Annotated in this window: 18 protein-coding genes; 15 read left to right on the top strand and 3 right to left on the bottom strand. The window is 69.3% G+C overall.

Annotated features, from left to right (window positions below; translation table 11 throughout):
- Positions 1-193 precede the first annotated feature (193 nt).
- The 8 genes from ACIHAX_RS12670 to recO all read left to right on the top strand — a co-directional run bounded on the left by ACIHAX_RS12670 (position 194) and on the right by recO (position 5313).
- A complete protein-coding gene (locus ACIHAX_RS12670; RefSeq protein WP_356966353.1) occupies positions 194-934 on the top strand; it encodes a response regulator in 741 nt (246 codons plus the stop codon).
- Between the two features lie 226 nt (positions 935-1160).
- The gene (locus ACIHAX_RS12675) at positions 1161-1565 is read left to right on the top strand and encodes a hypothetical protein (RefSeq protein ID WP_355072462.1); all 405 of its coding nucleotides are present in this window, start codon (positions 1161-1163) and stop codon (positions 1563-1565) included.
- Between the two features lie 161 nt (positions 1566-1726).
- Complete coding sequence (locus ACIHAX_RS12680) at positions 1727-1990, top strand: hypothetical protein (RefSeq protein WP_356966349.1); 264 nt, start codon at positions 1727-1729, stop codon at positions 1988-1990.
- Positions 1991-2070: 80 nt separating this feature from the next.
- Positions 2071-2937: an alpha/beta hydrolase gene (locus ACIHAX_RS12685; protein WP_355072466.1), complete on the top strand. Its 867-nt coding sequence runs from the start codon at positions 2071-2073 to the stop codon at positions 2935-2937.
- Entirely contained in the window at positions 2924-3529 is a 606-nt protein-coding gene (locus ACIHAX_RS12690; RefSeq protein WP_364438794.1) for a TetR/AcrR family transcriptional regulator, read from the top strand. The genes ACIHAX_RS12685 and ACIHAX_RS12690 overlap by 14 nt, the downstream gene beginning before the upstream one ends.
- Before the next feature lie 120 nt (positions 3530-3649).
- A complete protein-coding gene (locus ACIHAX_RS12695; protein ID WP_355072470.1) occupies positions 3650-4063 on the top strand; it encodes a hypothetical protein in 414 nt (137 codons plus the stop codon).
- Positions 4060-4260 (top strand): DUF6186 family protein, encoded by a 201-nt coding sequence (locus ACIHAX_RS12700; RefSeq protein WP_355072472.1) that lies wholly within the window; start codon positions 4060-4062, stop codon positions 4258-4260. Before ACIHAX_RS12695 ends, ACIHAX_RS12700 begins: the two co-directional genes overlap by 4 nt.
- Before the next feature lie 279 nt (positions 4261-4539).
- Entirely contained in the window at positions 4540-5313 is a 774-nt protein-coding gene (gene recO / locus ACIHAX_RS12705; RefSeq protein ID WP_397277365.1) for a DNA repair protein RecO, read from the top strand.
- 285 nt (positions 5314-5598) lie between these two features.
- On the opposite strand, the gene ACIHAX_RS12710 is transcribed toward recO, so the two are convergent.
- Positions 5599-5979, bottom strand: a complete 381-nt coding sequence (locus tag ACIHAX_RS12710; RefSeq protein ID WP_355072476.1) for a DUF1870 family protein — start codon at positions 5977-5979, stop codon at positions 5599-5601.
- A 131-nt stretch (positions 5980-6110) separates the two neighbouring features.
- On the opposite strand from ACIHAX_RS12710, the gene ACIHAX_RS12715 reads away from it, so the two are divergent.
- The 6 genes from ACIHAX_RS12715 to ACIHAX_RS12740 all read left to right on the top strand — a co-directional run bounded on the left by ACIHAX_RS12715 (position 6111) and on the right by ACIHAX_RS12740 (position 11172).
- Complete coding sequence (locus tag ACIHAX_RS12715) at positions 6111-6920, top strand: isoprenyl transferase (protein ID WP_397277367.1); 810 nt, start codon at positions 6111-6113, stop codon at positions 6918-6920.
- 14 nt (positions 6921-6934) lie between these two features.
- On the top strand, positions 6935-7345 hold the full coding sequence (locus tag ACIHAX_RS12720) for a YbjN domain-containing protein (RefSeq protein WP_355072967.1): 411 nt from the start codon (positions 6935-6937) through the stop codon (positions 7343-7345).
- A 76-nt stretch (positions 7346-7421) separates the two neighbouring features.
- Positions 7422-8363, top strand: coding sequence for an ABC transporter ATP-binding protein (locus tag ACIHAX_RS12725; protein WP_355072480.1), 942 nt, complete (start codon positions 7422-7424; stop codon positions 8361-8363).
- 1 nt (position 8364) lies between these two features.
- Positions 8365-9138 carry an ABC transporter permease gene (locus tag ACIHAX_RS12730; RefSeq protein ID WP_355072482.1) on the top strand — a complete coding sequence of 258 codons (774 nt, stop codon included), beginning with the start codon at positions 8365-8367 and terminating at the stop codon, positions 9136-9138.
- Between the two features lie 231 nt (positions 9139-9369).
- Positions 9370-10554, top strand: a complete 1185-nt coding sequence (locus ACIHAX_RS12735; protein ID WP_397277370.1) for a sensor histidine kinase — start codon at positions 9370-9372, stop codon at positions 10552-10554.
- A gap of 12 nt (positions 10555-10566) precedes the next feature.
- Positions 10567-11172 (top strand): response regulator transcription factor, encoded by a 606-nt coding sequence (locus tag ACIHAX_RS12740; protein ID WP_355072486.1) that lies wholly within the window; start codon positions 10567-10569, stop codon positions 11170-11172.
- A gap of 8 nt (positions 11173-11180) precedes the next feature.
- On the opposite strand, the gene ACIHAX_RS12745 is transcribed toward ACIHAX_RS12740, so the two are convergent.
- Complete coding sequence (locus ACIHAX_RS12745) at positions 11181-11798, bottom strand: TetR/AcrR family transcriptional regulator (protein WP_355072488.1); 618 nt, start codon at positions 11796-11798, stop codon at positions 11181-11183.
- Between the two features lie 102 nt (positions 11799-11900).
- On the opposite strand from ACIHAX_RS12745, the gene ACIHAX_RS12750 reads away from it, so the two are divergent.
- Positions 11901-12872 (top strand): hypothetical protein, encoded by a 972-nt coding sequence (locus ACIHAX_RS12750; protein WP_397277373.1) that lies wholly within the window; start codon positions 11901-11903, stop codon positions 12870-12872.
- 113 nt (positions 12873-12985) lie between these two features.
- Here the strand turns inward: ACIHAX_RS12750 and ACIHAX_RS12755 are convergent, their stop codons facing one another.
- A complete protein-coding gene (locus ACIHAX_RS12755; protein WP_397277375.1) occupies positions 12986-13951 on the bottom strand; it encodes a hypothetical protein in 966 nt (321 codons plus the stop codon).
- Positions 13952-14011 lie beyond the last annotated feature (60 nt).

Here is a 14011-nt window from a genome sequence, read left to right on the forward strand (position 1 = left end):
AGGAATCGAAAAGCGATGAGGTCATCGACGCGTCGGCGATCGGTAGTCTTCGAGCGCCGGATCGCCGGCTGCGGCACTCGTCAACCGGCCGGGCGAGCAAGATCTTGCTGTGCGATACGCATTACGAAACCTACCGGTTCGATAGACATTTGGAGTCTTGCCGACGAGTGTCGGCAGCGATGAAGATCGCGCTATGGAACCGAACTTACGAGTGCTTGTCGCCTCGCCGTTGGGCGGAATCATCGCCCCTGTGCTGTCGCAGTACTTTCCGGCGTCGACCGTCGCGGTCGCCTCCGACGTCGACGAGGTGCGCGGTCGAATCGTGGGACGTTTCCGGTTCGATGTGGTCATCTCGGATCTGATCTGGAACAAACCCGAAATGGAGTACCGGTTCGACGGTTTGGATGTTCTGGACTTGCTCCGGGAAACCAAACGGCAGAGCGAGGTCCTGCTCGCGGCTCAAGGGCACAGCATGGAGAGCGATCATCTCGACGAGGCGCGGCTGCGCGCGGACGAAATCGCCGAGTTCTACGACAAGTCCTCCGGCGTGCCCGCGCTGCTGGATGCCATTCAGCGCGCCGCGACCGGCCGCAGCGACCAGGTCGCGCCGCCGCCGCAAGGGCCGCCCGCGTTGTGCGCGCTGTTCACCGAACAGCGTGGCGAGACGGCGGGCCGGCTGGCGGGTGCGATCGCGGCCAAGTCGGCGTGGGACTACAACTCTCTCGCCCAGGTCGCTCGTGTCGGTCTCAACACCGCAAACAAGGCGACCAATACTTATATCGGCCCGATCATCCTCGCTCGGAAGGAGTTGCCGGAGGGCACGCCGTTGACCCAGGGCGCGGTATTTCGCTGGTGCGGTGAGCACGCGCACTACCTCATCAGCTGGTGCCGCCGAAATGGGCACGCCGATGTCCTCGGTCCGCGATTCACCTGACGGCACAGCCCGCTTTCGGCACTCCCGGTCCGGCATCAGCGCCCTGCCCGTTCCGCTCGGTGGCGCGACGGCGGCATCCGCCGCAGGGAACGACGTCGACGGCGTCGGCTCGATGACGTCTCCGAGCGGTGCGACGACGAGAAGTCGCATGAATCGGTTCCCCTCTCATGGTCCCCCGGGTGGAGAGTTCTCTGTCGCGTCGGCGGTGCTGGAACAGGAATCAAGTATGGACCTCGGAGAGACGGTCGCGGGGGGATCATCGATGTGGGATCTGGCACTCCGAAAAGCTCATCTGGTGCGTAATAGCTTGGTCGACAGTCTTTTTCACCGATGCTTGCCTCGGTACCGTCCTAGCTCGCAATATCTTGCTCGCAGGATCCGTGCAACCGAGCGCCTTCTGCTGCGCAACGCACTCCACAGGGACCGCGACGGACTGGCCGCCGCGGTCACGCTCGCGGAAGCCTTGGCCGGTCTGGCCGGGCGGTTGATCGCCTGCGGCAGCGGATTGTCGTCGGGCCGGTACCGAGTAGATCTCGAGACGCTGTTGCCGGGTGCCGTCTTGACGCCTCCCATCGGCAAGGTCTTGCTGGCACGTATCCATATCGAGCCGAATGGAACCCGGGTGCCGTGACAGCCGGTCAGACCTGGTACGGCACCCGGATTGTGATCGGCTCGGCGGCGGGCGAATGCTTGGCTGGCGAGGTGCGATGCGCCGAGTGCCAGCATTCCAACCGGGACGACTACGCGTTCTGCCGCAGATGTGGCGTGCGTTCACGCCGAAGGTACGACGCGGTGGCAGCGGAGGCGGTGGAGGAATTGCGGTCTTCCCTGAGCGATCTGCTCGACCGGATCAGCCGGTGTGACATCGATCTGGCGGAACGGCAGTTGGTCGAGGAGACGACGCGGCGGGCGGCGGCCGAGGCGGCGAAGGAGCGACCGAATCGGATCGTGCTCACGGGGGTGCTCTACGCGGTCGGGGAGTCGGTGGCGGGCGTCGCCTCTCTGGCGACCGCGGTGACGGCGTCGAAGGACGCGGTCAAGGCGGTGTTCAGCTGATCCGCCGCGCACTGCGGGTCTAGACATACATACGGTATGTATGTAACAGTGGTCGGGAACCGAGACCACTGGGAGGACTCATGGCAACCAGCACAGCACTAGGCCGCACCCACGATGTGGACCTGCCCGGCGGCCGTATCCGCTACCACGAGACGGGTGCGGGCGCCCCTGTCGTCTTCGTGCACGGCTTGCTCGTCAACGCGGACCTCTGGCGCAAGGTGGTGCCCGCTGTCGCGGCGGCCGGGTATCGCTGCCTGACGCCGGACTGGCCGCTCGGCTCGCACGAGATCCCGGTGCCGGACGCGGAACTGACTCCGGCCGGTGTCGCCGATCTCATCGCCGCGTTCCTCGAACGCCTCGACCTCACCGACGTCACCTTGGTCGCCAACGACACCGGCGGAGCGATCACGCAGGTGTTGCTGACCCGCGACCGCTCCCGCGTCGGCCGGGTGGTGCTCGCCTCGGTGGACAGCTACGAGGGCTTCCTGCCGCAGCCGTTCACCACGCTGCCGCTGCTGGCCAGGATTCCCGGCTCGCTGCGCCCGCTGACCGAGTTGCTGCGCATCCGCGCGCTACACCGGCTGCCGGTGGCCTTCGGCTGGGTCACCAAACGGCCGGTCCCGCCGGAGATCGTCGACTCCTACCTGCTGCCGAGCCGCGACTCCGCCGCGATCCGGAAAGATCTGCGGCGCTTCCTGAAATCGGCGCATCGCCGATACACCCTGGAAGCCGCCCGTCACTTCGCCGAAGTCGACATTCCGGTACTGCTGGCCTGGGCGCGGGAGGATCGGTTGTTCCCCGTGTCGTTCGCCGAACGCCTGGCTCGCGACCTGCCGGACGCGACGCTGAAGCTCATCGACGACTCCTACACCTTCCTGCCGGAAGATCAGCCCGAGTTGCTCGCCGAATCGATTCTGGAGTTCACTCGGCTGCATGCCACGCCGTAGCCAGGAAGACCGCTCCCGAGCGACCAGAGCCGCGCTCGAACAGGCGGGACGCCGCCTGTTCACCGAGCGCGGCTTCGCGGGCGCCTCCGCCGAGGAGTTGGTCACCGAGGCCGGCGTCACCCGGGGCGCGCTGCACCACCACTACGGCGACAAGCGCGGACTGTTCCTCGCGGTGCTGGAGCAGATCGAGGCGGAGATCACCGAGGAGATCGAAAACGCCATCGCCGCAGTAGATTCCGACGATGTGATGGCCGGGATGGCGGCGGGTCTCGCGCTGTTCCTCGAGATCTGCCAGCGTCCGGCGATGCTGCGCATCGCCCTCACCGACGCCCCCGCCGTGCTCGGCTGGCAGGCCTGGCGCGAATTCGAATCCGCCCACGGCCTAGGCCTGATCACCGCGCAACTCGAGCGTGCCCGCGCCGCCGGGTTGATCGCCGACGCCCCCGTTCCCGTGCTGGCCCAGCTCGTCGTGAGCGTGGTCAGCGAGGCGTCCCTGATCGTCGCGCACGCCGAAGACCCCGACCTCGCCCGCGCCCAGACCCAGCAATCGGTGCTGCTGCTGATCTCGGGGCTGCTGCGCGCCGACGGGTGAACGCGGCCGATAGCGAGGTACCGCGGGTCCGCGGGGAAGCGATGTCGCCTCGCCGGAAATCCGCGCGCAGGTCGTAACCGCCTGCCCCGTTCTGGGCAACCGGGGTCTTATCCTGCGCATGTGACAGAGCAACCAGCGCGCTCGGCGCATCGGTTCCGACGGCGTGCGACGCCGCTGGCGGTGTGGGTAGTGCTGGCGGCGTGCGGTGCCGCGACCAGGCCGTTCAGCTGGCAGGCAACCGCGATGGTGGCGGTGGCGGCACTCGCGGGGATGGTGCTGGCCTTCCGCGTGCGAATCGAGCGACCCCCGTCCACTGCCCGGCTCAGGCGCGGCACAGCCGTGTGGTCGGCACTGCTGGTCGCGGCGTCGGCATGGGAGGTCTACGCCCTTCTGCGGCAGCCCGCCCTGAACCGGCCGAGCCACGAACACCCGACACTGTCCACGCTGCTGGACCCGGCGCTCGAACAATGGCCGCTGCGATTCGCCGGATGGCTGTTGTGGCTCGCAGCCGGATGGTGGCTGGTCTCCGGATGAGCGATCGAACCACCGTCCTCCTCGGATTCGCCCTGCTCCTGACGGCCGCGCTCGCCGCAGTAGTGATCACGCGCCTGCGCCGGGACCTGATCGCAACGCTGGGAGAGACGATCGCCTACCTGACCGGCACCCGGGCGACGAGAATCGCCGCAGTACTCGTGTGGGCATGGCTCGGCTGGCACTTCCTGGCCCGGTGACGGCCGGTCCATGCGCCGAATCGTTCACGCGTGACCACAGCGGGCCCAGTCGCGATGCCGGGTGAAGTCAGCGCCTATTGCGCCGCCGCGACTCGGCGCGCCCAAGAGTGACCGCCTCGAAGCGACGGAGGAGCAAGCGGCCGCCGCACGAGCGATGCAGGCGGCGAACACACCGGGTTGATGCGTTGTCAAACCGACACCGGCACACGCGAGCCATAAGAGGGCCGCGAACACGCCGCGCGAAGGCGCGGCCAAACAACACAGCATTAGACTCCACTGGTGCGGCTGTATCGGGACGAGGCGGTAGTGGTTCGCCAGCACAAGCTGGGCGAGGCGGATCGCATCGTCACGCTGCTCACCCGACAGCACGGACTGGTTCGCGCGGTCGCCAAGGGGGTGCGGCGGACCAAATCGAGGTTCGGGGCCCGGTTGGAGCCGTTCTCCTATATCGACGTGCAACTGCACCCCGGACGCACGCTGGACACCGTTACCCAGGTGCACACGATGGAGGCGTTCGCCGCCGACATCATCGATGACTACGGGTGCTACACCACCGCGTGCGCCATCCTGGAGACCGCTGAACGCTTGGCGGGCGAGGAGCGTGCGCCCGCGCCCCGGCTGCACGCGCTCACCGCGAGCGCCCTGCGTGCCATCGCGGCCAAACAGCGCCCGCACGAACTGATCCTAGACGCATTCTTGTTGCGCGCCATGGGTTTCGCGGGCTGGGCGCCCGCATTGGACGAATGCGCCAAGTGCGCGACACCGGGCCCGCATCGGGCCTTCCATGTCGCGGCCGGAGGCGCGGTGTGCGTGCATTGCCGTCCACCGGGTGCGGCGACGCCTGCCCCCGGGGTGCTCGATCTGCTGGTGGCGTTGCTGCGCGGGGAGTGGGAGCAGGTCGAGGCGACGCCTGAGGCGGTGCGCAGGCAGGCCAGCGGGCTGGTCGCGGCGCACTTGCAGTGGCACCTGGAACGTCAGCTGCGCACCCTGCCGTTGATCGAGCGATCCAAGGACACAGCCGCGCGAACCCCGCATGTAGCCGCGCGAGGTTGAGTGGAGGCTAGGCAGTCGCGGGGGAGGCGCTGCCGGGCGGGGCTCGTCCTCGGGCCGAGCTGAAACGAGGCAGCCGCAGGGGAGGGCGCTGTCGGGCGGGGCCCGTCTTCAGCCCGCGCCGGGCCGAGCGAAGGCGAGGTAGCCGCAGGGGAGGGTGCTGTCGGGCGGAGTCCGTTGTTCAGCCCGCGCCGGGCCGAGCGAAGGCGAGGCAGCCGCAGGGGAGGGCGCTGTCGGGCGGGGCCCGTCTTCAGCCCGCGCCGGGCCGAGCGAAGGCGAGGCAGCCGCCTACTCCACGAATTGGAGCTCTACCTGCGGCAACTCGTTCATGACGCGGGCGCACACGGCACGATGCCAGGTTGCCGGGTAGCGGGTGTCCGGCTCGTGCTTGGAGTAGTCGTCGTTGGTCCGGTAGGTGTGTAGGCGAGGAGAGATCTCCCCGGCGTCGATGGCATCGACCATGGCCTCGACCACCTGTTCGGTCTCGTCCGCGATGGCGGCGAGCTCGCGGGCCACGATGTCGGGGATCTGGAAGGCCCCCTTCTCCCACCGCTCGACGGTGCGTTCCGCGACCGCGAAGAACCGCGCGCACCACGGGACCGGGAGGCCGAGCAACTCACGAGTGGCGCGGAAACCTGCCGCGGTTCCGGTCCCTGGTAAATCGGTCACGTTCGAGAAACCCCTCCCCAGTATCACGATATGGAAAAGAATAAGTCACCGGTGCCGGTCGGAACCGTGGAATTCGTGAGGAAGCAACGGGGCAGTGGGGGCGGCGCGGGCGATCAGGCAGGATAGAGGCCGTGATCCTCCGCCGAGACTCCGCCACCGCGACCGACCCCGAGCCCGCGGGCGCCGTGCGTCCGCCCGCGCCGCATCCGTCGGGAGCTCGGCCGCCGCAGCTGCCGCCGGAACTGGTGCCCAACCATGTCGCGCTCGTCATGGACGGCAACGGGCGCTGGGCCCAGGAGCGCGGATTGCCGCGCACCGCCGGGCACGAGCGTGGCGAGGCGGTGCTGATGGACACCGTGGAGGGCTGCATCGAGATCGGCGTCAAATGGTTGTCGGCGTACGCGTTCTCCACCGAGAACTGGCGGCGTAGCCCCGAGGAGGTGCGCTTCCTCATGGGCTTCAACCGTGACGTGATCCGCAGGCGCCGCGACGAGATGAACGAGATGGGCGTCCGGGTGCGCTGGGCGGGGCGGCGACCGCGCCTGTGGCGCAGCGTGATCAAGGAACTGGAGGTCGCCCAGGAACTCACCAAGAACAACACGGTGATGACGTTGACCATGTGCGTCAACTACGGCGGCCGCGCCGAGATCGCCGACGCGGCAAGGGAGATCGCGCGCCGGGTGGCGGCGGGCGAGATCGACCCGGAGAAGGTCACCGAGGCGACGGTGGCGAAATACCTGGACGAACCCGACATGCCGGACGTGGACCTGTTCTTGCGCCCTTCGGGCGAGTTCCGCAGCTCGAATTTCCTCATCTGGCAGTCCGCCTACGCCGAATTCGTCTACCAGGACACGCTTTTCCCCGATTTCGATCGCCGCAACCTGTGGGAGGCGTGCCTTCAGTACGCCGCGCGGGACCGCCGTTTCGGCGGCACGAAGTGAGCGGGGGCGCGGACATGGACGCGGCGGTGACCCCGGACCGGGAACTGCAGGCACGGGCCGGGGCCTGCCTGTCGAGTTACGGCATCGACGTGCGCGTCGATGCCGAAGGGTCGCTCGGCTTCGAGTACGAGGGCGCCTTGTCGTCGCTGCGCGCGGTGAATCTGGCGCCGGGCTTGGACGTGCTGAGCCTCACCTGCGTGCTGGCCTGGGATCGTCAGCTGAAACCGCAGCTGCACAAGCGGGTCGCCGAACGCAACAACGCGCTGCAGTTCGGTTCACTCACCGTGATCGGCCACGGCAAGCTCGCGGACGTCATCTTGCGCTACACCTTCCCCGCCGCGGGGCTGGACGACAAGGCGCTCACCACCATGCTGCTGCTCGTGCTGTCCAACGCGAGCCGGGCCAGGCAGGGTCTGCTGCCCTGAGGGCATGACATCTGTCATGTCGAAGTCGTGACAGCCGTGCGAGGTTCCGGGGCGGGTTTCCCGCGACCGTAGAGGCATGACTTCAGCAACAACCACCGCGGTCCAGAGTCCGACGCGGCCCGCGCCCGCCGTCGCGCTGCGCGACCTGCGCAAGAGTTTCCGCACCCCGGCCGGCGTGGTGCACGCTGTCGACGGGCTCGACCTGGTGATCGAGCCGGGGGAGATCGTCGCCTTCCTCGGTCCGAACGGCGCGGGCAAATCCACCACTATCGACCTGCTGCTCGGCCTGGCGCGTCCGGATTCGGGCACCGTCGCGGTCTTCGGAACGGCGCCGGAGCGAGCCGTCTCCGCAGGCCGCGTCGCCGCGGTGCTGCAATCCGGTGGCCTGCTGCCTGACCTCACCGTCGCGGAGACGGTGCGGCTGGTGGCCACGCTGCACGCGAGTCCGCGCCCCGTCGAGGAGGTGCTCGCCCGCGCGGGCATCGCGGGGATCGCCGATCGCATGGTGGGCAAGTGCTCCGGCGGCCAGCGCCAGCGACTCAGGTTCGCGCTGGCGCTGTTGCCGGACCCGGAGCTGATCGTGCTCGACGAACCCACCACCGGTATGGACGTCGAAGGGCGCCGGGAGTTCTGGAACGCGATGCGGGAGGATTCGCGGCGCGGCCGCACCGTCCTGTTCGCCACGCACTATCTGGACGAGGCCGACGCCTACGCCGACCGCATCGTGCTGGTGCGCGCGGGCCGGGTCATCGCCGACGGCAGCGCGGCCGAGATCAAGAATCTGGCCGCGGGCCGTACCGTCGCCGCGACCCTGCCCGGCGCGGACCCCGCCCGGCTGCTCGTGATCCCCGGCGTCGATGACGTCGAGTTGCGTGGTGACCGAATCCTGGTGCGTGCCAAGGACTCCGACGCCGTCGCTCGATTCCTGCTGAACCACACCGCCGCGGTCGATCTGGAGATCACCGCGCACAACCTGGAAACCGCCTTCCTCGCGCTGACCACGGCAGGAGATCACTGACATGACCACACTCGTCTCCCGGCCCGTCGCCACCACGCTAGGCGGCTTCAACCTCGGCTTCCTGCGCCTGGAACTGCGCCGCATGCTGCGCAACCGGCGGACCCTGATCTTCACGCTGATCATGCCGCCGTTGTTTTTCGTCATCTTCGGACTGCAATCCGATTACCGGACCCAGTCCTACGGCTCGGGCAACGTGACCGGCTACGTCATGGTGTCGATCGCGGTGTACGGCGCGATGCTGGCCACCACCAGCGGCGGCGCGATGGTCGCCGTCGAGCGTGCGCAGGGATGGAGCCGCCAGTTGCGGCTCACACCGCTGCGGCCGGTGGCGTACATCGCGGTCAAGGTCGTGGTCGCGATGGCGCTCGGGCTCGTCTCGGTGGCCGCGGTGTTCGCGGTCGGCGCGACGCTCGGCGCCCACCTCGCGCCCGCGGCGTGGGTGGAGTGCTTTCTGCTCGCCTGGGTCGGCTCGCTCGTGTTCGCGGCCTTCGGCCTGTTCGTGGGCTATCTGCTGCCGTCGGAGAACGTGATGCAACTGCTCGGTCCGGTGCTGGCGGCGCTGTCGTTCGCGGGCGGACTGTTCATGCCGCTGCACGGCTGGTTCGCGACCGTGTCGAAGGTGATGCCGACCAACGGCGTAGCCACGCTGGCCCGGCTGCCGTTCGGCGACACCGGCGGCGGGTCGGTCCTCGGGGCGGTGGTCGACGTCGCGGTCTGGTCGGCGGTCTTCGTGTTCGGTGGAGCCGCGTTGTTCCGGCGTGACACCGCGCGCTGAACGCCGGCCGCGCAACCGGTCGGCTACCTGGACGGCCGGTTCCGCCGTGCGCGGCCGGTGCGGTGGGACGGCGTTCCGTGGCGTCGGCGGACAGCGCGTGCGGTCTGGATTTGCTCACGTATGCGCGATCCCGGGGGAACCGGTGCCGGTAGCGTCGCCTCCCATGATCGACCACGACCGGCGAGCCGTGCACCGCCGCCTCCGTCCCGCCCGGCCGCAGCGAGGTGGCGCATGGACGTGAAGACGGCGGGCGGCGCGCGGCCGAGAAGGTCCGCCGGTCTGGTGGACGGCATGCTCGACTGGCAGTCGTTCGGTCCCGATGGACGGCGCAGGGGCTGGTTCGGCGCTGTCATGTCGCTGGTCTGGCTGGCCTATCTGATCGGACCGATCAGGCGGCGCTGGGCCGAGGGCGAGCCCGCGCAGGCGGTGGCGGCCATCGCGTGCGTGCTCGCGTTCGCGGCGCTGATCATCGTCGCGTTCGTCGCGTTCCGCAGGTACGCCAAGGACGGCGCGCCCGACGACTTACCGGTCGACCGCAGGGCGTGGCTGCTGCTGGCCGCGATGGTGGCGTTGTCCGTGACGATGGGGGCGCTGCTCGGCGGGGACGGTCTGCCCACGGCGCTCTATGTCGCGGTGGTCGCCGTGTTCGTGCTTCCGCTGCGCACTTCCGCCGTCGTCGTGGTCGTCATCATGACGATCATGCTGGTGGCCCCGTTCGCGGTGCCGTCGTGGCATCTGGGCGGGACGCCGTTCTACCTCGCGTTCATTCCCGTGGTCGTGTGGGTGGCCAGACAGCTCGGGTTCCGCGGCGACCGGCTCGCCGAGCTGGCTCGCAGGCAGCGCGCGGAACTGGAGATCATCGAGGAACGCAATCGCGTCGCCCGTGACGTGCACGACATCCTCGGCCATTCGCTCACCGTCATCACCGTGAAAACCGAACTCGCCCAACGACTGCTCGACGTCGACGCGAACCGTGCGCGGACCGAACTGGCCGATATCGAACGGCTCGCGCGCGAAGCGCTGGCCGGGGTGCGGGAGACCGTCGGAGGCCTGCGGGAGGTGTCGTTGCGCGGCGAGCTGGCCAACGCGCGGACCGCCCTGGCCGCCGCGAGCATCGACGCGGAACTGCCGGAACCGGCGAGCCTGCCGGACGCACCGTCGGGCGAACTGCTGGGTTGGGTGCTGCGCGAAGCGGTCACCAACGTGATCCGGCACAGCGCCGCGCGCCGCTGCGCCGTGACCGTCACCGCGACGTCCATCGAGGTGGTCGACGACGGTCGCGGCCTCCCCGCCGACAGCGCGTCCGGCTCGGGGCTGGCCGGGCTGCGGGAGCGCGTGCGCGCCGCGGGTGGAACACTGACGCTGTCGACGCCGGAGGGCGGGGGCGTGCGCATTCGCGCCACGATCCCGGAATAGGAAGCGGGTGCCATGATCCGGCTGTTGCTGGCGGACGACCAGGCTTTGGTGCGCGGCGCGTTGGCCGCGCTGCTCGGGCTGGAGCACGACCTGGAGGTGGTCGGCGAGGTCGGGCGTGGCGACGAGGTGCTCGACGCGGTCGAGCGGACCGGTCCCGACGTGGTGCTGCTGGACGTCGAGATGCCCGGGATGGACGGCATCACGGTGGCCGAGAAACTGCACGCCGCCCACCCGGACGTGCGGATTCTGATGGTCACCACCTTCGGCAGGCCCGGTTATCTGCGCCGCGCGATCGACGCGGGCGCGAGCGGTTTCGTCGTCAAGGACACTCCGGCCAGGGAATTGGCCGACGCCGTGCGGCGCGTACAGATGGGGTTGCGGGTGATCGACCCGGGCCTGGCCGCGGAAACGTTGACGGCGGGCACCTCCCCGCTGACCGCGCGAGAACGCGAGGTGCTCGTCGCGGCGGCCGACGGTGCGCCCGCGAGCGCCATCGCGAAGCGGTTGCACCTGTCGGAAGGCACGGTGCGCAACCACCTTTCGTCGGCGATCGGCAAGACCGGCACGAGCACGCGCGCGGAAGCGGTGCGCGCGGCCGAACGTCTCGGCTGGCTGTGACGGGCGGGTCAGCCGACTGCCGGACGCGCGGGCTCGCCGTAGGGGAGCAGGGTGCGCACACCGAGCGCCAGCGTTTGCGGGTCGAGATCGCCGAGGATGAGGTGCTGGAGGATGAATCCCGGCAGCAGTCCGATGATCGCCTTGGCCACGGCGTCGACATCGGCGTCTGCGGGTAGCCAGCCTTTGTCGCGCATCCGTTCGGCGTAGGTCACCCACAGCGCGCGCATCGCGAGCATCGTCTCGCGGACCATCACCGCCGCCCCGGGATGCACCAGGGCCAGGGCCCAGGCTTGCGGCGCCAGTCGCACCGGCCCGTCGGGCCCGCTGCGCCGCACCACCTCCTCGGCGATCATGGTGATCAGTTCGGCGGGCGTGGGCAGTGGATCGCGGCGGATCGCCTCGTCCATGGCGATGCGCAAGGCCACCGTCGTCTCCGTGGCGAGCGCGGTGATCAGTTCGTCCTTGCTCTTGAAGTAGCGGTAGACCGCACCGGCCGAGAGCCCTGATTCCGTGAACACGTCCTGCATGGAGGTCTCGTAGAACCCCTTGCGGGCGAAGCAGCGCCGCGCGGCGTCCATGATCTGCTGCCTGCGGCGCTCCAGGTGTTCTTCGCTGACTCGGGGCATGAGCCCAAAATAAAACGAATATCCGTTCTTGACAACCGGACGACCCCGTGCGACGGTAGGCGCAACTAAAAAGAACGAGCATTCGATTTTTAGGGAGAAGGCATGAACACCACGCAGCGGGCGTTCGCTCTGGGCCTCGGCGCCACCCTGCTCCAAGCGCTGATGCTGATCGCGTTCGCCTGGCCCGCCGCGCACATCGCGCCCCGTGACCTGCCGCTGGCCGTCACCGGTCCGCAGGCGGCGATAGTCACCGGCAAGCTCGCCGAGCACAGTCCGGGCGCCTTCGAGATCAGCGCGCCCGCGGACGAGGCCGCCGCCCGCGCCGCCATTCGTAACCGGGAGGTCTACGGAGCGATCGTCACCGGCGACGGACCGCCGCGTATGCTGGTCGCCTCCGGCGCGAGTCCCGCTGTCGCACAGCAACTCACCCAGATCGGGCAGCAGCTCTCCGGCGCGCCCGCCGTTGCTGTCGAGGACGTGGTGGCGGCCGACTCCGACGATCCACGGGGCGCGGCCTTCGGCGCGATGGTGTTGCCGCTGGTGATGTCCGGCATCGCGGCGGGTGTGCTCCTGGCACTGCTGGTCCCGTCGATCGGCGGCAAAGTGCTCGGACTGGCCACCTTCGGCGTCGCGGGCGGACTGCTCGGCATGGCGATCATCCAGGGCTGGCTGTCGGTGGTGCCCGGGCCGTATCCGGTGCTCGCGGCGGTCGGCGGGCTGGTGTCGTTCGCGGTCGCGGGCGCGGTGGTCGGGCTCGCCGCCGTACTCGGGCGAGCGGGCATCGGCATCGCCGCGCTCACCATGCTGCTGGTCGGCAACCCGTTCTCCGCGGCCACGTCGGCGCCGGAGCTGTTGCCGCAGCCGTGGGGCGCCGTCGGCCAGTGGCTGCCGCCCGGCGCCGCCGCGTCGCTGCTGCGCTCGGTCGCGTTCTTCGACGGCACCGGCGCGAGCGGACCGCTACTGGTACTGCTGATCTGGAGCGCGGTCGCGCTCGCGCTGCTCGGTGGGGCGGCGGTGCGCGGTCGTCCGGCCGAGGCGCAGGCCGCGGACCGAGACGCGATCCCGGTCGGCTGAATCCGTCACCGCGGCGGGTCGCCCTCGCGGGAGGGCGGCCCGCCGTCAGCGCGGTGACGGCGGGCCGCAGCTGTTCTCGTCCTCGTGTGGCGCCACGAGTCCGGGTGGTCGGCTCAGCCCACCGTGAACGACAGGGTGGGTGCGGTGGCGGCGCCCTCTTGCTTCTGGGCGTTGTACGTCACCGTGTAAGGGCCGGTGCCAGGGGAGGGCACCACGAAGACCACGTAGTTCTTCGGGTTGTCGATGGTCTCGTTCGCGTTGAGCAACTCGTTGATCGGGCCGCGGATGTCGGCGGCCACGGTCTGGCCGTCAGGGGTCCGGACGGTGAAGTAGTCGTAGTAGATGTTCGTGCCGCCCGCGGCGATGCCGGGGCCGCCGACGAGCTTGATGCGCAGTGCGAGATCGGATTTGCCGTTCTCGTCCTTGGTGTAGCTCGGGCTGATCCGTCCGCCGGTGACCTGAATGGTCGTCTGGTCCTGCACGAGGGTGCCGGTGACGGCCAGCGCCTTCGGTTGGACGCTGTCCACCTTGCCCGCCGCGGCGAGCGGAATCTTGGTCTGGTTGTCGGCGGCCGACCCGTACACGACGGTCATCGTGTCGATGAGGTGCTCGGCGTCCTTGGCCGACTTGAACGACGTGGTCGCGGTGCCGGTGGCGGAGCCGTTGCCGGGCACCGTCGGGCTGTCGAAGATCGCGCCGCCGTCCACCTCTTTGCCGACCAGCAGCGACGGCGTGATGCTCAGCGTGTGGTTGTCGAGAGTGGTGTTCTTGTAGGTGATGTCGACGCGCACCTTCGCGCCGCCGTATTCGTCCGGCGCCACGGTCGCCTTGTCCACGGTGATGTCGAATCCGTCGTACCAGCCGGTCTTGCCGACTGTGCGGACGGTCGACTGCCCGTTCGCCCCGCCCGGCTCCGCGGCCACTCCGGTCGCGGTGGTCGACGAGACCGCCACCGGAGTGCCGTCCTCGTCCTGGCACGCCGAAAGCAATAACGCCGAGGCCACGACGAGCGCGGCCCCGGCGACGGTCACGGCCCGGCGGCGCACCGGGCGTACGGATGAGTCGGTGATCGTTGACACGCTGCCTCCCCAGCAGATGGCGGATCCTTCGTATCGAGCCCGGATCGGCCCGGGTTTCCG

Origin of the sequence: Nocardia sp. NPDC051929 (assembly GCF_044548645.1) — a bacterium.
In the GTDB taxonomy this organism is placed as follows: Bacteria; Actinomycetota; Actinomycetes; order Mycobacteriales; family Mycobacteriaceae; genus Nocardia; species Nocardia sichangensis.